This window comes from Vibrio sp. 10N.286.49.C3 (assembly GCF_041469545.1).
Lineage (GTDB): Bacteria > Pseudomonadota > Gammaproteobacteria > Enterobacterales > Vibrionaceae > Vibrio > Vibrio tasmaniensis_A.
In genome coordinates this window covers 34785-53558 of the sequence record NZ_JBFRKT010000035.1, presented here as the reverse complement: position 1 = coordinate 53558, position 18774 = coordinate 34785, and the positions used below count along the sequence as shown (strand labels likewise).

Annotated in this window: 22 protein-coding genes; all 22 read left to right on the top strand. The window is 44.5% G+C overall.

The features are described 5' to 3' along the window. The first annotated feature begins 110 nt into the window (after window positions 1–110). Entirely contained in the window at window positions 111–860 is a 750-nt protein-coding gene (locus AB4180_RS15485; RefSeq protein ID WP_029223762.1) for an amino acid ABC transporter substrate-binding protein, read from the top strand. A gap of 134 nt (window positions 861–994) precedes the next feature. After that, the gene (locus AB4180_RS15480; protein ID WP_009848134.1) at window positions 995–1666 is read left to right on the top strand and encodes an amino acid ABC transporter permease; all 672 of its coding nucleotides are present in this window, start codon (window positions 995–997) and stop codon (window positions 1664–1666) included. Further along, window positions 1663–2400 carry an amino acid ABC transporter ATP-binding protein gene (locus AB4180_RS15475; RefSeq protein WP_009848133.1) on the top strand — a complete coding sequence of 246 codons (738 nt, stop codon included), beginning with the start codon at window positions 1663–1665 and terminating at the stop codon, window positions 2398–2400. Before AB4180_RS15480 ends, AB4180_RS15475 begins: the two co-directional genes overlap by 4 nt. 206 nt (window positions 2401–2606) lie before the next feature. Further along, window positions 2607–2741, top strand: a complete 135-nt coding sequence (rpmH, locus tag AB4180_RS15470) for a 50S ribosomal protein L34 (protein WP_004735800.1) — start codon at window positions 2607–2609, stop codon at window positions 2739–2741. Window positions 2742–2786: 45 nt separating this feature from the next. Then, window positions 2787–3110, top strand: a complete 324-nt coding sequence (gene rnpA, locus AB4180_RS15465) for a ribonuclease P protein component (RefSeq protein ID WP_029223763.1) — start codon at window positions 2787–2789, stop codon at window positions 3108–3110. Continuing rightward, window positions 3077–3334: a membrane protein insertion efficiency factor YidD gene (gene yidD / locus AB4180_RS15460; RefSeq protein ID WP_004735802.1), complete on the top strand. Its 258-nt coding sequence runs from the start codon at window positions 3077–3079 to the stop codon at window positions 3332–3334. The genes rnpA and yidD overlap by 34 nt, the downstream gene beginning before the upstream one ends. A gap of 2 nt (window positions 3335–3336) precedes the next feature. Then, a complete protein-coding gene (gene yidC / locus AB4180_RS15455; protein WP_009848131.1) occupies window positions 3337–4956 on the top strand; it encodes a membrane protein insertase YidC in 1620 nt (539 codons plus the stop codon). A gap of 129 nt (window positions 4957–5085) precedes the next feature. Further along, window positions 5086–6447, top strand: a complete 1362-nt coding sequence (mnmE, locus tag AB4180_RS15450) for a tRNA uridine-5-carboxymethylaminomethyl(34) synthesis GTPase MnmE (RefSeq protein ID WP_029222947.1) — start codon at window positions 5086–5088, stop codon at window positions 6445–6447. Window positions 6448–6497: 50 nt separating this feature from the next. After that, window positions 6498–6932: an FMN-binding protein MioC gene (gene mioC, locus AB4180_RS15445; RefSeq protein WP_009848129.1), complete on the top strand. Its 435-nt coding sequence runs from the start codon at window positions 6498–6500 to the stop codon at window positions 6930–6932. A 479-nt stretch (window positions 6933–7411) separates the two neighbouring features. Further along, window positions 7412–9307 (top strand): tRNA uridine-5-carboxymethylaminomethyl(34) synthesis enzyme MnmG, encoded by a 1896-nt coding sequence (gene mnmG, locus AB4180_RS15440; RefSeq protein WP_012605106.1) that lies wholly within the window; start codon window positions 7412–7414, stop codon window positions 9305–9307. Beyond that, the gene (rsmG, locus tag AB4180_RS15435; RefSeq protein WP_009848127.1) at window positions 9307–9939 is read left to right on the top strand and encodes a 16S rRNA (guanine(527)-N(7))-methyltransferase RsmG; all 633 of its coding nucleotides are present in this window, start codon (window positions 9307–9309) and stop codon (window positions 9937–9939) included. The genes mnmG and rsmG overlap by 1 nt, the downstream gene beginning before the upstream one ends. 14 nt (window positions 9940–9953) lie before the next feature. Then, window positions 9954–10727, top strand: coding sequence for a ParA family protein (locus tag AB4180_RS15430; protein WP_102249185.1), 774 nt, complete (start codon window positions 9954–9956; stop codon window positions 10725–10727). Between the two features lie 23 nt (window positions 10728–10750). Further along, window positions 10751–11632, top strand: a complete 882-nt coding sequence (locus AB4180_RS15425; RefSeq protein WP_012605105.1) for a ParB/RepB/Spo0J family partition protein — start codon at window positions 10751–10753, stop codon at window positions 11630–11632. A gap of 192 nt (window positions 11633–11824) precedes the next feature. Further along, the gene (locus tag AB4180_RS15420) at window positions 11825–12214 is read left to right on the top strand and encodes a F0F1 ATP synthase subunit I (RefSeq protein WP_008221392.1); all 390 of its coding nucleotides are present in this window, start codon (window positions 11825–11827) and stop codon (window positions 12212–12214) included. A gap of 8 nt (window positions 12215–12222) precedes the next feature. Then, entirely contained in the window at window positions 12223–13020 is a 798-nt protein-coding gene (gene atpB, locus AB4180_RS15415) for a F0F1 ATP synthase subunit A (RefSeq protein ID WP_009848124.1), read from the top strand. Window positions 13021–13069: 49 nt separating this feature from the next. Then, on the top strand, window positions 13070–13327 hold the full coding sequence (gene atpE / locus AB4180_RS15410; RefSeq protein ID WP_004411110.1) for a F0F1 ATP synthase subunit C: 258 nt from the start codon (window positions 13070–13072) through the stop codon (window positions 13325–13327). A gap of 59 nt (window positions 13328–13386) precedes the next feature. Further along, window positions 13387–13857, top strand: coding sequence for a F0F1 ATP synthase subunit B (gene atpF / locus AB4180_RS15405; RefSeq protein WP_010433231.1), 471 nt, complete (start codon window positions 13387–13389; stop codon window positions 13855–13857). Window positions 13858–13872: 15 nt separating this feature from the next. Next, window positions 13873–14406 (top strand): F0F1 ATP synthase subunit delta, encoded by a 534-nt coding sequence (atpH, locus tag AB4180_RS15400; RefSeq protein ID WP_009848122.1) that lies wholly within the window; start codon window positions 13873–13875, stop codon window positions 14404–14406. A 13-nt stretch (window positions 14407–14419) separates the two neighbouring features. Next, entirely contained in the window at window positions 14420–15961 is a 1542-nt protein-coding gene (gene atpA, locus AB4180_RS15395) for a F0F1 ATP synthase subunit alpha (protein WP_009848121.1), read from the top strand. A 48-nt stretch (window positions 15962–16009) separates the two neighbouring features. Next, window positions 16010–16876, top strand: coding sequence for a F0F1 ATP synthase subunit gamma (gene atpG / locus AB4180_RS15390; protein ID WP_009848120.1), 867 nt, complete (start codon window positions 16010–16012; stop codon window positions 16874–16876). Window positions 16877–16910: 34 nt separating this feature from the next. After that, the gene (atpD, locus tag AB4180_RS15385) at window positions 16911–18314 is read left to right on the top strand and encodes a F0F1 ATP synthase subunit beta (RefSeq protein WP_009848119.1); all 1404 of its coding nucleotides are present in this window, start codon (window positions 16911–16913) and stop codon (window positions 18312–18314) included. Between the two features lie 18 nt (window positions 18315–18332). Beyond that, window positions 18333–18755 (top strand): F0F1 ATP synthase subunit epsilon, encoded by a 423-nt coding sequence (locus tag AB4180_RS15380; protein WP_004735742.1) that lies wholly within the window; start codon window positions 18333–18335, stop codon window positions 18753–18755. The last annotated feature ends 19 nt before the right edge of the window (window positions 18756–18774 follow it).

Sequence of the window (18774 nt, the reverse complement as noted above, 5' to 3'; positions counted from 1 at the left end):
TATCCCCAAATCGAGAATGCGATCTGGTTATGGTTAATAACATCTGGTTATTTATTCTATTGAGCATTTTCCCAGTAACATCCAACCCTATAAATATAAGGAGTTACCAAATGAATAACTGGATTAAGGCTGCAATTGCGGCTATCGCACTCTCTGCTGCTACTGTTCAAGCCGCGACTGAAGTTAAAGTCGGCATGTCTGGTCGCTACTTCCCGTTTACGTTCGTTAAACAAGACCAACTACAAGGTTTTGAAGTGGATTTATGGGATGAGATCGGTAAACGTAACGATTACAAGGTTGAATACGTAACGGCAAACTTCTCTGGTCTTTTTGGTCTTCTTGAAACGGGTCGTATCGATACCATTTCAAACCAAATTACAATGACGGATGCACGTAAAGCGAAATACCTATTCGCAGACCCATACGTAGTAGACGGTGCACAAATTACCGTTCGTAAAGGTAATGACAGCATTAAGGGTATCGAAGACCTTGATGGCAAGACGGTTGCGGTAAACCTAGGTTCAAACTTTGAACAACTGCTTCGCAGCTACGATAAAGATGGCAAGATCAATGTTAAAACCTACGATACAGGTATTGAGCATGATGTCGCTCTTGGTCGTGCCGATGCATTCGTAATGGATCGCCTATCAGCACTAGAGCTTATCAAGAAGACGGGGCTACCATTACAGCTAGCGGGTCAGCCATTCGAAACCATTGAAAACGCTTGGCCTTTCGTGGACAACGACAACGGTAAAAAACTGCAAGCAGAAGTAAACCAAGCATTAGCAGCAATGCGCGCAGATGGTACGCTAGAAAGTATCTCTCAGAAATGGTTTGGTGCGGACATTACTCAGAAGTAATCACTCACTATCTCCATTCGAGGCCCACTGCTTTACACGGCGGTGGGCTTTTTGCTTTTGTACACTGATTAAAAGCCTGATAGAACAGTATTTCCAAATAGAACAACACTTCCAATACTAATACGAGATAGATTATGGGATTTGACTTTAATTACATGCTAGAGCTGTTGCCAATACTACTGAAGTATTTAGGCACCACGATGGAGATGGCGACTTGGGGCTTGTTCTTTGCTCTGATCCTGTCTCTGATACTGGCGAATATTCGTGTATTCAAAATCCCAGTACTCGACCAACTGAGCCAGCTGTACATTAGCTTCTTTCGAGGCACACCACTGTTGGTACAGCTTTTCCTCCTTTATTACGGCTTACCACAAGTATTCCCGTGGATGGTTGGGTTGGATGCTTTCAGCGCCGCTGTAATTGGCTTAACCCTGCACTTTGCCGCGTATATGGCAGAAAGTATTCGTGCCGCGATTATCGGTATTGATCGTAGCCAGATGGAAGCCAGCCTCTCAGTCGGTATGACAACCAGTCAAGCGATGCGCCGAGTGATCTTGCCGCAAGCAACCCGCGTAGCACTGCCTTCTTTAATGAACTATTTCATCGACATGATCAAGTCGACTTCACTTGCATTCACCTTAGGTGTAGCCGAAATCATGGCTAAAGCTCAGATGGAAGCTTCTTCAAGTTTCCGCTTCTTCGAGGCTTTCTTAGCAGTCGCGCTGATTTACTGGGGCGTAGTGGTTATCCTCACTCGTATTCAAATTTGGGCCGAAGTGAAACTGAATAAGGCGTATGTACGATGATCAAATTACAAAATATCCACAAGCAGTTTGGTGACACCGAAGTTTTGAAAGGGATCGACCTAGAAATCAAACAAGGTGAGATAATTGTCATCATAGGTTCAAGTGGTACGGGTAAGTCTACCCTGCTGCGTTGTGTGAATTTTCTAGAGCAAGCCGATCAAGGTATTATTTCGATTGATGATATTAAGGTTGATGCTCAGAAACACACCAAAGCAGAGGTGCTTGCACTGCGTCGTAAGACTGGTTTTGTATTCCAAAACTATGCACTATTTGCTCACCAAACCGCGAGACAGAATATAGCTGAAGGTTTGATTACCGTTCGTGGTTGGAAAAAGAAGCAAGCCCATGAAAAAGCACAACAAATACTCGACGACATTGGCTTAGGAGAGAAAGCTGATAGCTACCCAGCCGCGCTCTCTGGTGGCCAGCAGCAACGGGTTGGTATTGGCCGTGCAATGGCTCTACAACCAGAGCTTTTACTGTTTGATGAGCCGACTTCAGCGCTTGATCCTGAATGGGTTGGCGAAGTGCTTAACCTAATGAAAAAACTAGCAAATCAGCATCAAACCATGCTGGTGGTTACTCACGAAATGCAGTTCGCTAGAGAGGTCGCAGACCGAGTGATCTTCATGGCTGATGGCCACATTGTCGAACAGGGATCTCCACAGGATATTTTTGGTAATCCACAGGATCCTAAATTAAAGAAATTCTTAAATAAGGTCGGGATCGAATAAGGATCCTTGTGATTTTAGTTATTCTACGTATAATCCCCCGACCGGAATTTTAGTTAACCCAATCATTGACACTTTTTGTGACAGTGATTACAATTCCGCCTCTTTGTTGAGAGGCGTCGGTTTTCCTTTCTTATATAAAGAAGAGAAAAAATGCCCACGCCGGGTTTAACAAAAACCTAAAACTACTGATCAGTAAGGTAATTACAATGAAACGCACTTTTCAACCTACAGTTCTGAAGCGTAAGCGTACACACGGTTTCCGTGCTCGCATGGCTACTAAGAACGGTCGCGCAACAATCAATGCACGTCGTGCAAAAGGCCGTAAGCGTCTTTCTAAGTAATCTTTGATTATTTTGAATAAGCTAGCCTTCGGTCGGGAGTTACGCTTGTTAACTCCCGAACATTATCAGAATGTCTTCAAGCAAGCTCATCGAGCAGGCTCCCCTCATTTCACCATCATTGCCCGAAATAACTCTCTTTCAAATCCTCGCCTTGGATTAGCCGTTCCGAAAAAGCAGATTAAAACCGCCGTGGGTCGTAATCGATTCAAGCGTCTTACTCGTGAAAGCTTTCGTAACACTCAACACAAACTTCCTAACAAAGATTATGTTGTAATCGCTAAGAAGAGCGCGCAAGATTTAAGCAATGAAGAAATGTTCAAGCTACTCGACAAATTATGGCTTCGCCTGTCTCGCCCTTCGCGTGGATAGCGCTAATACCCATCTATTTTTATAGATGGTTTATTAGTCCACTCATCGGCCCACGCTGCCGATTTACTCCAACCTGCTCTTTATATGCGATAGAAGCGTTGAAAGCTCACGGTTTTGTAAAAGGGTGTTGGTTATCAGGCAAACGTCTATTAAAATGCCATCCTTTGAACGAAGGGGGCTTTGACCCCGTTCCACCAGTCCAAAAACAAGACAGAGATAAATAACGATGGATTCTCAACGTAATATCCTGTTAATCGCATTGGCTTTGGTTTCTTTCCTACTGTTCCAACAATGGAACGTAGCTCAGAACCCAGCTCCACAAGCGGTTGAGCAGGCACAATCTGGCAGCACCCTACCAGCGCCATCTTATGCAGATGATCTAGACCCGGCTCCTGGTCAAGTTGCTTCTGCTAAAACTATCACAGTAACAACTGATGTTCTGACTCTGTCAATTGATACGGTTGGTGGTGATGTCGTTACAGCAAACCTAAACGATTACTCTGCTGAGTTCGATTCTGAAGATACTTTTGTTCTTCTTAAAAACGAGCCTGGTCACCAATTTATCGCTCAAAGCGGTCTAGTGGGTCCTCAAGGTATCGATTTAAGCAGCACTAACCGCCCTAGCTACACGGTTTCAGCAGACAGCTTCACGTTGGCTGAAGGTCAAGATGAACTACGCATCCCAATGACTTACCAAGCGAACGGCCTGGATTACACAAAAACATTCGTCCTTAAGCGCGGCAGCTACGCGATTGACGTTGAATACGATGTAGTCAACAACTCTGGCAATAACGCAACATTCGGCATGTACGCTCACCTACGTCAAAACGTTATGGATGACGGTGGTAGCCTAACAATGCCAACTTACCGTGGTGGTGCTTACTCTACGGAAGATACGCGTTACAAAAAATACAGCTTCGACGACATGCAAGATCGCAACCTTTCTCTTAACCTAGCAAACGGTCAAGGTTGGGCAGCGATGATTCAACACTACTTTGCAAGTGCTTGGATTCCACGCGACGAAGCAGGCAGCAACCTTTACACTCGTGTAATTGGTAACCTTGGCGACATCGGTGTTCGCATGCCGAACAAAACCATCGCTACTGGCGACGAAGCAAGCTTCAAAGCAACGCTTTGGGTTGGTCCTAAACTTCAAGACCAAATGGCTGCTGTTGCACCAAACCTAGACCTAGTAGTTGACTACGGTTGGTTATGGTTCATTGCTAAACCACTTCATACTCTGCTTTCATTTATTCAAGGCATCGTTGTGAACTGGGGTCTGGCAATCATCTGTCTAACTTTCATCGTTCGTGGTGCTATGTACCCACTAACGAAAGCTCAGTACACGTCTATGGCGAAAATGCGTATGCTTCAGCCTAAGCTGACTGCAATGCGTGAGCGTATTGGCGACGACCGTCAACGCATGAGTCAAGAAATGATGGAGCTTTACAAGAAAGAGAAAGTAAACCCACTAGGTGGCTGTTTACCTATCCTTCTTCAAATGCCTATCTTCATTTCGCTATACTGGGCACTAATGGAGTCTGTTGAACTGCGTCACTCACCGTTCTTCGGTTGGATTACTGACCTTTCAGCACAAGACCCATACTACATCTTGCCACTTCTGATGGGTGCTTCAATGTTCCTAATCCAGAAGATGAGCCCGACAACTGTAACGGATCCAATGCAGCAGAAGATCATGACCTTTATGCCGGTTATGTTCACATTCTTCTTCCTGTTCTTCCCTTCAGGTCTGGTTCTTTACTGGCTAGTATCGAACATCGTAACTCTAATTCAGCAAACACTTATCTACCGCGCACTGGAAAAGAAAGGCTTACATTCTAAGTAAGTTCGATAATAGAAAGAGATAAAGAAAGGCGACCAAAAGGTCGCCTTTTTGTTTTTAGCTGATTACAATTCAGCTAATTGATTAATCGTGAATGCCCTCTTTGGCTTTCACATGCTAGCAGGCACACCTATGACTACAGATACGATTGTTGCTCAAGCGACCGCGCCAGGCCGTGGTGGCGTCGGTATTATCCGCGTTTCCGGCCCATTGGCGACTCAGGTTGCCCTAGAAGTAACAGGAAAAACACTTAAGCCTCGCTACGCTGAGTACCTGCCGTTTAAATCTCACGATGGCATCGAACTCGACCAAGGTATCGCGCTTTTCTTCCCTAACCCGCATTCGTTTACTGGCGAAGACGTGTTAGAGCTGCAAGGCCACGGCGGTCCGGTGGTGATGGATATGCTAATCAAACGAATCCTCGCGATCTCAGGCGTGCGAGCTGCGCGTCCAGGTGAGTTTTCAGAGCGTGCCTTCTTAAACGACAAGATGGATTTAACTCAAGCCGAAGCGATTGCTGACCTGATTGACGCAAGCTCAGAAGAAGCTGCGAAATCTGCACTACAATCCCTGCAAGGTGAATTCTCTAAGCGTATTAATACACTGGTAGATTCCCTGATTTACCTAAGAATCTACGTTGAAGCGGCTATCGACTTCCCTGAAGAAGAAATTGATTTCCTTGCTGACGGTAAAGTAAGTGCTGACTTACAGGCTATCATCGACAATCTCGAAGCTGTGCGCCAAGAAGCCAATCAAGGTGCCATCATGCGTGAAGGTATGAAAGTCGTGATTGCAGGTCGCCCAAATGCGGGTAAATCGAGCCTATTAAATGCATTGTCAGGCAAAGAATCTGCCATTGTGACTGATATTGCCGGCACTACGCGTGATGTACTGCGTGAACATATCCATATTGATGGCATGCCACTGCATATTATTGATACCGCAGGCCTACGTGAGGCCTCTGATGAAGTAGAAAAAATCGGTATTGAACGTGCTTGGGAAGAAATAGCTCAGGCAGACCGAGTTTTATTTATGGTTGATGGCACAACAACAGACGCAACAGACCCGAAAGATATCTGGCCAGATTTCGTTGATCGTCTACCAGACAACATCGGAATGACGGTAATTCGTAATAAAGCGGATCAAACCAGTGAAGAGTTAGGCATTTGTCATGTTAACGATCCAACCCTGATTCGCTTATCAGCCAAAACAGGCCAAGGTGTCGACGCTCTGCGTAGTCATCTAAAGGATTGTATGGGCTTTGCTGGTGGTCATGAAGGTGGCTTTATGGCACGTCGTCGTCACTTAGATGCCCTAGAACGAGCATCAGAACACCTAGATATCGGCCAACAGCAGCTTGAAGGCTACATGGCGGGTGAGATTTTAGCGGAAGAGCTTCGAATTACTCAGCAGCACCTCAATGAGATCACGGGTGAGTTCAGTTCAGACGATCTTTTAGGTCGCATCTTTTCTTCATTCTGTATTGGTAAATAACCTTAAAAGGCCGGCTCATGCTGGCCTTCTTCTTTAGTAAGGACAGCTTAATGATCCACATTATTACAGGCAGCACCTTAGGTGGTGCAGAGTACGTTGGCGATCACCTTAATGATCTTCTTGAAGAGCAAGGTCATGAAATAACCCTCCATAATCAGCCTGAATACGATGATATCCCCCAACAAGGCTTTTGGTTGTTGGTCACTTCAACTCATGGTGCCGGTGAATTTCCAGATAATATTAAGCCGTTTATCGACGCATTGACCCAGCAATCTCCAGATTTAAGCCAGGTTCGCTTTGCTGTAGTGGCGCTTGGAGATTCGAGCTACGATACCTTCTGTTTGGCAGGTAAATCAGTCCACAGCCAACTAAAAGAGCTCGGTGCTCAAGCGATTTCTGGCTGTTTTACCATCGATGTTCTTGAAACACCGGTCCCAGAAGATGCTGCAGAGGAATGGTTTAACGATCATAGTGACCAGTTTTAACACCTCAACATTCTAAAAAGCGGCTTATGCCGCTTTTTTTGTCTCTGAAAATCGTGATTGTGAATAACTTTTTTGAAAATAAATCGAAATACATGTCCTTTTTTCAATTTTCTCTGTGGATAAGATCATACATATACGGTGATCAACCTATAGTTATCCAAATAACAACTTTCTAGGTAATTCCCCCTTGTGTATAAGTAGCCATTTTGATCCCAGCTAATCCTCATTATGATCAAAGTTAGATCACACCCTTTGATCCAAAAAAGATCCATGATCTTGTTGATCATTTTCTACTTATCCACAGACACCCTCGATCCTAATAATAGATCTAATAAAAGATCTCTCTAAAGATCTTATCTATTTTAATTAAAAACAGCTTTTTCGAAAAATTCCAAAAACGTTTTCTCAAGCTATGAAAACAGGTAGAATATCGCTCCTTTTTATCAATCTAGAAACGTTTGAGTACCTGAGGTCGGTTCATGCTTTATCACGAAAAATTTGACGTCATCGTTGTTGGTGGTGGCCATGCAGGAACGGAAGCCGCACTCGCATCTGCACGTACTGGTCAAAGTACGTTATTACTAACTCATAATATCGATACGTTGGGACAGATGTCTTGTAACCCAGCCATTGGCGGGATCGGTAAGGGCCACTTGGTAAAAGAGGTCGATGCTATGGGTGGATTAATGGCGCAAGCTATTGATCATGCAGGTATTCAGTTCAGAACATTAAACGCATCAAAAGGCCCTGCGGTACGTGCAACTCGTGCACAAGCTGACCGCGCACTTTACAAAGCCTTTGTCCGTAATGTTCTTGAAAACACACCAAACCTAACTCTGTTCCAACAGTCGGTTGATGACTTGATCGTTGAACAAGATCAAGTGGTGGGTGTGGTTACGCAAATGGGCCTCAAATTCCGCGCTAATGCTGTGGTCTTAACGGTAGGCACATTCCTAGGCGGTAAGATTCATATTGGTATGGAAAGTTCATCGGGTGGACGTGCGGGTGATCCACCATCGATCGCGCTCGCTGACCGTCTTCGTGATCTTCCATTTCGTGTTGATCGCCTGAAAACAGGTACACCTCCTCGCATTGATGCACGCAGCGTTGATTTTTCTGAGCTTGAGGTTCAACACGGCGATAATCCGACTCCGGTTTTCTCATTCATGGGTAACCGAGCTCAGCAGCCGCGTCAGATTCCATGTTACATCACGCACACTAACGAAAATACGCATGACGTTATTCGTGCCAACCTCGATCGCAGCCCGATGTACGCTGGTGTGATTGAAGGTATTGGCCCTCGTTACTGTCCGTCGATTGAAGACAAAGTGATGCGCTTTGCTGATAAAAACAGTCACCAAATTTTCATTGAGCCTGAAGGCCTAACGACGCACGAGTTATACCCTAATGGTATTTCAACCAGTTTGCCGTTTGATGTTCAGGTAAAAATCGTTCACTCAATGAAAGGTTTTGAGAACGCACACATCGTTCGTCCTGGTTACGCGATTGAGTACGATTTCTTTGACCCTCGCGATCTTAAACTGACTTACGAGACCAAGTTTATTAAGGGGTTGTTCTTTGCAGGGCAAATCAATGGCACCACTGGCTACGAAGAAGCTGCAGCACAAGGCTTAATGGCCGGTTTGAATGCGAGTTTGTTTACGCAAGGCAAAGAGGGCTGGAGCCCACGCCGCGATCAAGCTTACATGGGTGTACTTATCGATGACTTGTCGACAATGGGTACCAAAGAACCGTACCGCATGTTTACATCTCGCGCGGAATACCGCTTGTTGCTTCGTGAAGACAACGCTGATATCCGTTTGACTGAAAAGTCACGTGAACTTGGCTTGGTCGACGATGCTCGTTGGACGCGATTCAACGAGAAGATGGAAAACATGGAGAAAGAGCGTCAACGTCTTAAAGAAACATGGATTAATCCAAAATCTGAAGATATTGATCAATTGAACCAGATCCTGAAAACACCAATGTCTCGTGAAGCGAGTGGTGAAGATCTTCTTCGTCGTCCTGAAATGACTTATTCACAGCTAACGTCGTTGGATCGTTTCGGTCCTGCACTGGAAGATCAACAAGCCTCAGAGCAAGTTGAGATCCAAGTGAAGTACGATGGCTATATCCAACGTCAACAAGATGAAATTGAAAAATCACTGCGTCATGAAAACACCAAACTGCCGGCTGACATCGATTACAGTAAGGTAAAAGGGCTTTCTAACGAAGTGGTTCTAAAACTAACTACCGCTAAACCAGACTCAATTGGTATTGCATCGCGAATCTCAGGTATCACACCTGCTGCAATTTCAATTCTGTTGGTTTACTTGAAAAAACACGGCCTGTTGAAAAAAGGTGAGGAAGCATAATGAGCGCATTACGCGAAAAACTGGATCACCTGATTGGCCAGACTGAACTTGAAGTATCTGAAAAGCAACGCAGCCAATTGGTTGGCTACGTTGAGTTACTAAACAAGTGGAACAAAGCATACAATCTGACGTCAGTTCGTGATCCGCAAGAAATGATGGTGAAACATATCTTAGATAGCATCATTGTTAGCACTCACTTACAAGGCAAGCGCTTTATTGACGTTGGCACAGGCCCTGGTCTTCCTGGGATTCCGCTCTCAATCATGAATCCTGACTGCGAGTTTTACTTGCTAGACAGCTTGGGTAAGCGTATTCGTTTTATCAAGCAAGTGATTCATGAGCTGGGTATCGACAACGTGGTGCCGATTCAAAGTCGCGTTGAAGAATTTCAACCAGAAGAAAAGTTTGATGCCGTGCTCAGTCGCGCATTTGCATCAATGACAGACATGGTAGAGTGGTGTCATCATTTACCTAAAGAGCAATCCGGTGTATTTTTGGCTCTTAAGGGACAACATCCTAGAGACGAAATCGACCTGTTACCTGAATGGTGTTCAGTGACAGACATTAAAGCTTTGCAAGTGCCAGAGCTTGATGGAGAGCGTCATCTAGTTACTTTATCGCGTCAGGGATAATCAGCGAGGCCATAGTGGGTAAAATCGTAGCAATTGCCAACCAGAAGGGTGGCGTAGGAAAAACAACAACTTGCATTAACTTGGCAGCATCAATGGCGGCAACAAAGCGCAAGATATTGGTTGTTGACCTCGATCCTCAAGGTAATGCCACGATGGCGAGCGGTGTTGACAAGTATCAGGTTGAAGCAACTGCTTACGATTTGCTGGTTGAAGACACCCCATTTGATGAGGTAGTTTGCCGAAGTACATCTGGCAATTATGACCTTATCGCCGCAAATGGTGATGTTACAGCGGCAGAAATCAAATTGATGGAAGTGTTTGCTCGTGAAGTTCGCCTAAAGAACGCGTTGTCATCCATTCGTAATAACTATGATTTCATCTTTATCGATTGCCCACCGTCATTAAATCTTCTTACAATTAATGCGATGGCTGCGGCCGATTCCGTATTGGTTCCTATGCAATGTGAATACTTTGCTCTGGAAGGTTTGACTGCGTTGATGGATACCATTAGCAAGCTCGCTGCGGTGGTAAATGAGAATCTGAAGATTGAAGGTCTTCTGCGTACTATGTACGACCCTCGTAACCGCTTATCGAACGAAGTATCTGATCAACTCAAAAAGCACTTCGGTAGCAAAGTCTATCGAACTGTGATCCCTAGAAATGTGCGTCTGGCAGAAGCGCCGAGTCATGGCAAGCCAGCAATGTACTACGACAAATATTCTGCAGGAGCTAAGGCATATCTTGCTCTTGCTGGCGAAATGTTACGTCGTGAAGAAGTCCCAGTATAGGTCCAACCAAAGGAATTCGCTCAATGTCTAAGCGTGGTTTAGGAAAGGGGCTAGATGCATTGCTTGCAACTAGCTCATTAGCTCGTGAAAAGCAGCAAGTTGCTTCTTATAGTCAGGCGTTGTCGGCTGATGGTGAGCTTATCGAATTGGCTGTTGGTTGCTTAAAGCCAGGTGTATATCAACCGCGTAAGGATATTGCGCCGGAAGCGCTAGAAGAGCTGGCAGCATCAATCCAATCTCAAGGTATTATTCAGCCAATCGTTGTACGCCCCTTAGCACACGACCAGTTTGAGATTATTGCTGGCGAACGTCGTTGGAGAGCTGCTCGTCAAGCTGGCCTTAAGCAAGTGCCATGTCTAATTAAGAGAGTCGAAGACAAGGCCGCGATTGCGATGGCGTTGATCGAGAACATTCAGCGTGAAGACTTGAATGCTATCGAAGAAGCACAAGCGTTAGAGCGCTTGCAGAACGAATTTGAGCTGACACATCAACAAGTTGCTGAAGTGATCGGTAAATCGAGAGCAACGGTTAGTAACTTATTACGTCTAAATCAGCTCGAAAATGAAGTAAAAGGTTTAGTTTCCAACAAACACCTGGAAATGGGGCATGCTAGAGCATTGCTTGCGCTCGAAGGCGATACCCAGGTTGAGGCAGCAAACACTGCGGCAACCAAAAAAATGACCGTGCGTCAAACTGAGCAGCTTGTTAAAAAGTGCTTAAAGCCAGACGTTGAATCAGAATCGAAGCAAGAAGACACTGAAGCTATCGAACTTTCACGAAGACTCACGGAAAAATTGCAAGCAAACGTTTCAGTTACTCGTTCTGTTAGTGGGAAGTCAAAAGTGACAATTACTCTTGATGAGCCTCACAAATTAGATCAACTTATTGCTAAATTAGAGTACTAAGTGAGATAATTGATTTAGGTCAATTATGTAATGAACAAGTGATTTCGTACAAAAGTTGTCGGTTTGTATACAAAAATGTAAATGATTGCTGCATTCTTATTGCAATCAATTTGGCTGAACGTATAATTTTCGCCAATTTATCAGCACGCTTTTAAGCGAGTATCAAAGTAGGCTTAAAAGAGGAACGAATACATGGTAGCGGCGTTAGCAAGACCAGGACGAGTGCTTGCAAAGCAAATGTTATTGATCGAGCTTAGCGCGGTTATATTAGTGGCGATAGGGTTAGGTTTAGCTGTTAATCCTGATTGGGGTTTTGCTGCATTAATCGGTGGCGGTATTTTTGTCATCGCGAATGTAGTTTTTTGTGTGTGTGCTTTTCTATTTTGTGGAGCTCGCGCAACTAAGTTAGTTGCGGCGTCGTTCTATGCAGGTGAAGCGCTCAAAATCTTAATCACAGTTCTACTATTCTCTATCGTCTACATGTATATGCAGGTGGAATTAATTCCCCTCAAACTGACCTATTTACTGGTTCTAGGTATTAATATCTTTGCGCCAGTGCTTTTCATTAACAATAAAAAATAGGATGAGTTATGGCTGCGCCAACAGCATCCGGATACATTGAACACCATTTACAAAACCTTTCTTTAGCTAAGTTTGGTCTTGTAGAGGAGACAAGTTTCTGGAACGTACATATAGACAGTCTGTTTTTTTCGGTGTTGACAGGGATGTTATTCCTTTGGGTTTTTCGCTCAGTCGCTAAGAAAGCAACAGTAGGTGTACCTGGTAAGCTTCAGTGTTTTGTTGAAATGGTAGTGGAATTCGTTGGTGACAACGTTAAAGAAACTTTCCATGGCCGCAACCCTCTGATTGCCCCACTAGCACTGACTATATTCTGCTGGATTATCATTATGAACTTGATGGACTTAGTGCCTATCGATTTCTTACCATATCCTGCAGAGCATTGGCTAGGTATCCCTTACTTGAAAGTGGTTCCTACAGCTGATGTTAATATAACAATGGCAATGGCTTTAGGTGTTTTTGCTCTGATGATCTACTACAGCATCAAAGTGAAAGGTCTAGGCGGATTTGCTAAAGAATTGGCACTGCATCCATTTAATCACCCAATCATGATTCCATTTAACTTGGTACTTGAGGTAATTTCGTTATTAGCGAAGCCACTATCTCTAGGTATGCGTTTATTTGGTAATATGTTTGCGGGTGAGGTGGTGTTTATTCTTATCGCGGCAATGCTACCGTGGTACTTACAATGGGTAGGTGCACTACCTTGGGCTATCTTCCATATCTTGGTTATTTTGATTCAAGCGTTTGTTTTCATGATGTTGACAATCGTTTACTTATCAATGGCTCATGAAGATAGTGATCACTAAAAAATTTTTAAGCTTTATTCTAACTATTAATGTTAATCGGAGAACGTAAATGGAAACTGTACTAAGTTTTTCAGCAATCGCTGTTGCTATCATTGTTGGTCTTTGTGCCGTAGGTACTGCAATTGGTTTTGCTATTCTTGGTGGTAAATTCCTAGAAGGCGCTGCGCGTCAACCTGAAATGGCTCCAATGCTACAAGTTAAGATGTTCATCATCGCTGGTCTATTGGATGCTGTTCCAATGATCGGTATCGTAATCGCACTACTATTCACGTTTGCTAACCCATTTGTTGGTCAACTAGCAGGCTAATTAACTTCTAAATAGTTAATTAAATTTTTGTAGTTGATTCTTAACGAGGGGTAGCTGTTGTGAATATGAACGCAACTCTGTTAGGTCAAGCAATTGCTTTTTCACTGTTTGTTTGGTTCTGCATGAAATATGTATGGCCACCAATCATGCAAGCAATTGAAGAACGTCAGAAAAAAATTGCTGACGGTCTGGTAGCCGCTGAACGCGCTGCTAAAGACTTGAACCTGGCACAAGCCAACGCTTCTGAGCAAATGAAAGAAGCAAAGCGCACTGCAACTGAGGTTATTGATCAGGCAAACAAACGTAAAGCTCAAATTATTGATGAAGCACGCGAAGAGGCTCAGGCAGAACGCCAGAAGATCTTAGCGCAAGCTGAAGCAGAAATTGAAGCAGAGCGTACACGTGCCCGTGATGACCTGCGCAAACAAGTCGCAACTCTGGCTATAGCTGGTGCTGAGAAAATCCTTGAACGTACAATCGATAAAGATGTACACGATGATCTTCTTAACAACATTACTGCAAAACTTTAAAGCAAGGGGCTGTATATGTCTGATTTGACTACAATCGCACGCCCCTATGCTAAAGCAGCGTTTGACTTTGCGGTAGATAAAGGTGAGCTAGACCAATGGGGTCAAATGCTTACTTTTGCTGCCGAAGTGGCACAAAATGATGATGTTCACAATTTATTAAGCGGTTCTATGACTGCTGAAAAATTAGCTGAAGTATTCATTGTAATTTGTGGCGAACAATTTGATGAATTCGGTCAGAACTTAATTAAAGTGATGGCAGAGAATGGCCGCTTAATGGCTTTTCCTGATGTTTGTAAAGAGTTCTTTATACTCAAAAAAGAGTATGAGAAAGAGATCGACGTTGAAGTAACTTCAGCGGTAGAACTTTCTGAAGAGCAACGTGCAGAGATTAGCAGCAAATTGGAACAGCGCTTAGCGCGCAAAGTTCAGCTGAATTGCAGTATAGATGAGACTCTACTTAGTGGAGTTATTATTCGAGCCGGAGACCTAGTCATCGATAACTCAGCGCGCAGTCGTTTAGACCGCCTGAGCGATGCATTGCAGTCTTAATGGGGATTGGAGCATGCAACTTAATTCCACTGAAATTAGCGATCTAATTAAACAACGTATTGAATCTTTCGACGTTGTTAGTGAAGCTCGCAATGAAGGTACTATCGTTTCTGTAAGCGATGGCATCCTTAGCATCCACGGCCTAGCGGACGTGATGCAAGGTGAAATGATCGAACTACCGGGTGGCCGTTACGCGCTAGCACTAAACTTGAACCGTGATTCGGTTGGTGCTGTTGTAATGGGCCCGTATGCTGACCTACAGGAAGGCATGAAAGTTACAGGTACTGGTCGTATTCTAGAAGTACCAGTAGGTCCTGAAATGCTTGGTCGTGTTGTAAACACACTAGGTGAGCCAATTGATGGTAAAGGTCCAATCGAAGCTAAATTGACTTCGCCTGTAGAAATTATCGCACCAGGTGTAATCGACCGTAAATCGGTAGATCAACCTGTTCAAACTGGTTACAAGTCTGTTGACTCAATGATCCCTATCGGTCGTGGTCAACGTGAACTAGTAATCGGTGACCGTCAGACTGGTAAAACAGCAATGGCGATCGATGCGATTATTAACCAAAAAGATTCTGGTATTTTCTCTATCTATGTAGCTATCGGCCAAAAAGCGTCGACTATTGCTAACGTAGTTCGCAAACTAGAAGAGCACGGCGCACTAGCAAACACTGTTGTTGTTGTTGCATCGGCTTCTGAATCTGCAGCGCTGCAATACCTTGCACCGTATGCTGGTTGTGCGATGGGCGAATACTTCCGTGATCGCGGTGAAGATGCACTGATTGTTTATGATGATCTATCTAAGCAAGCTGTCGCTTACCGTCAAATCTCGCTACTACTTAAGCGTCCACCAGGTCGTGAAGCGTTCCCAGGTGATGTTTTCTACCTTCACTCTCGTCTACTAGAGCGTGCAGCTCGTGTAAGCGAAGCATACGTAGAAAAATTCACTAACGGCGAAGTGACAGGCAAGACTGGTTCTTTAACAGCTCTTCCTATCATCGAAACGCAAGCTGGTGACGTATCTGCATTCGTACCAACGAACGTAATCTCGATTACTGATGGTCAGATCTTCCTACAAACTGAGCTATTCAACGCGGGCGTACGTCCAGCTGTTGACCCAGGTATCTCAGTTTCTCGTGTAGGTGGTTCGGCGCAGACTAAAATCATCAAGAAGTTATCTGGCGGTATCCGTACTGCTCTAGCTCAATACCGTGAACTTGCAGCATTTGCTCAGTTCTCTTCGGATCTTGATGAAGCGACTAAGAAGCAGCTAGACCACGGTCAAAAAGTTACAGAACTGATGAAGCAGAAGCAATACGCTCCTATGTCTGTATTTGACCAAGCTCTAGTAATCTTCGCTGCAGAGCGTGGATACCTTCAAGACGTTGAACTTTCTAAAGTTCTAGACTTTGAAGCTGCTTTACTGTCGTTTGCTCGTGGTCAATACGCTGATCTAGTAACACAGATCGACGCAACGGGTGCTTTCAACAAAGAAATCGAAGCTGAGCTGAAGAAGCTTGTTGACGATTTCAAGGCAACCCAGACCTGGTAATTGGTAGGTGGTCTTAGGGCCACCTCATACCATTAACGGAGAGTAACGATGGCCGGCGCAAAAGAGATACGTAATAAAATCGGTAGTGTTAAAAGCACACAGAAGATTACGAAAGCAATGGAAATGGTAGCAGCTTCAAAAATGCGTCGTTCTCAAGACGCAATGGAAGCTACTCGTCCATATGCAGAAACAATGCGTAAAGTGATCGGTCATTTGGCTAATGGTAGCCTCGAGTATAAGCATCCTTATCTTGAGGAACGTGAAGCCAAACGTGTTGGTTACATCATCGTTTCTACAGACCGTGGTCTTTGTGGTGGTTTGAACATTAACTTGTTCAAGAAAGCCATGAACGACATGAAAGATTGGTCTGAGAAAGGTGCTGATGTTGAGCTTGCAATTGTAGGCTCTAAAGCAACAGCATTTTTCAACAACAGCGGCGCGAAAGTAGCAGCTCAAGTTTCTGGTCTGGGCGATCGTCCAAGCCTTGAAGACTTGATTGGCTCTGTGAGCGTTATGCTGAAGAAATATGATGAAGGCGAACTAGATCGCCTGTTCGTAGTGTTCAACAAGTTTGAAAACACTATGGTTCAAGAACCAACGATCGATCAATTACTTCCTTTGCCTAAATCAGACAGCGAAGAAATGAAACGCAGTCATTCTTGGGACTACATTTATGAGCCCGAGCCAAAGCCACTACTAGATGCACTATTGGTTCGCTATGTCGAATCTCAAGTGTACCAAGGTGTGGTCGAGAACCTTGCTTGTGAGCAAGCGGCTCGAATGATTGCAATGAAATCAGCAACAGATAATGCTGGTGACATTATTGATGACTTAGAACTTGTGTATAACAAAGCCCGTCAATCGGCGATTACACAAGAACTTTCTGAGATCGTTTCAGGCGCAGCTGCGGTTTAAGCTTAGGTAAAACTAAATAGTTAGAGGATTAACGATGGCTACAGGTAAGATCGTACAGATCATCGGTGCGGTAGTCGACGTAGAGTTCCCACAGGGCGAAGTACCTCGTGTATACGATGCTCTGAATGTTAATGAAGTGAAAGAGCGTCTAGTTCTTGAAGTTCAGCAACAACTTGGCGGTGGCGTAGTTCGCGCAATCGTAATGGGTAGCTCTGATGGTTTACGTCGTGGTTTGACAGTTGAAAATACTGGCGCTCCAATCTCAGTACCAGTAGGTACTAAGACATTGGGTCGTATCATGAATGTCCTAGGTGACGCGATTGATGAGTGTGGCGAGATTGGTGCTGAAGAGCATTACGCCATTCACCGTGAAGCTCCAAGCTACGAAGAGCAGTCTAACGAGACAGCTCTTCTAGAAACTGGTGTTAAAGTAATCGACTTGATTTGTCCATTCGCTAAGGGTGGTAAAATCGGTCTATTCGGTGGTGCTGGTGTAGGTAAGACCGTTAACATGATGGAACTTATCAACAACATCGCACTTCAACACTCAGGCCTATCTGTATTTGCAGGTGTAGGTGAGCGTACTCGTGAAGGTAACGATTTCTACTTTGAGATGCAGGAAGCAGGTGTTGTAAACATCGAAAAACCTGAAGAATCAAAAGTAGCGATGGTTTACGGCCAGATGAACGAGCCACCAGGTAACCGTCTACGTGTTGCACTGACTGGTCTAACAATGGCAGAGCGTTTCCGTGACGAAGGTCGTGACGTTCTACTGTTCGTTGATAACATCTACCGTTACACACTAGCAGGTACTGAAGTATCAGCACTTCTAGGTCGTATGCCTTCTGCGGTAGGTTACCAACCTACACTAGCTGAAGAAATGGGTGTTCTACAAGAGCGTATCACGTCAACTAAAGCTGGTTCTATCACGTCTGTACAGGCGGTATACGTACCTGCGGATGACTTGACTGACCCGTCTCCAGCAACAACGTTCGCTCACTTGGATGCAACGGTTGTACTTAACCGTAACATCGCATCTATGGGTCTATACCCAGCGATCGACCCGCTAGATTCTACTTCACGTCAACTGGATCCATTGGTAGTTGGACAAGAACACTACGACATCGCTCGTGGCGTTCAGTCTACTCTTCAGCGCTATAAAGAGCTGAAAGATATCATTGCTATCCTAGGTATGGACGAGCTATCTGAAGAAGATAAGCAAGTTGTATCTCGTGCTCGTAAGATTGAGAAGTTCCTAACTCAGCCTTACCACGTAGCGGAAGTATTTACAGGTGACCCAGGCGTTTACGTACCTCTTAAAGAGACTCTACGTGGCTTCCAAGGTCTTCTATCTGGTGAATACGATGACATTCCAGAGCAAGCGTTCATGTACTGTGGTGCAATTGACGAAGCTATCGAGAATGCTAAGAAGCTATAAGGCTAACTAGGAGGCGATATGGCAGCAATAACCTTTCACCTAGACGTTGTAAGTGCCGAGAAACAAATTTTCTCAGGTCTTGTTGAGACGTTTCAGGTGACCGGTAGTGAGGGTGAGCTTGGTATTTTCCATGGTCACACTCCACTGCTGACCGCTATCAAGCCTGGTATGGTGCGTATTGTTAAGCAGCACGGCCACGAAGAAATTATTTATGTTTCTGGTGGTATGGTAGAAGTTCAGCCTGGTACAGCGACTGTACTGGCTGATACAGCTATCCGTGGTGAAGAGCTAGACGCAGCAAAGGCGGAAGAAGCTAAACGCAAGGCTGTGGAGAATATCCAAAATCAGCATGGCGATATAGACTTCGCACAAGCGGCCGGTGAACTGGCTAAAGCCATTGCTCAGTTACGAGTTATCGAACTGACAAAGCAGCGTCGTTAATCTTTTTAAGATTATAGAC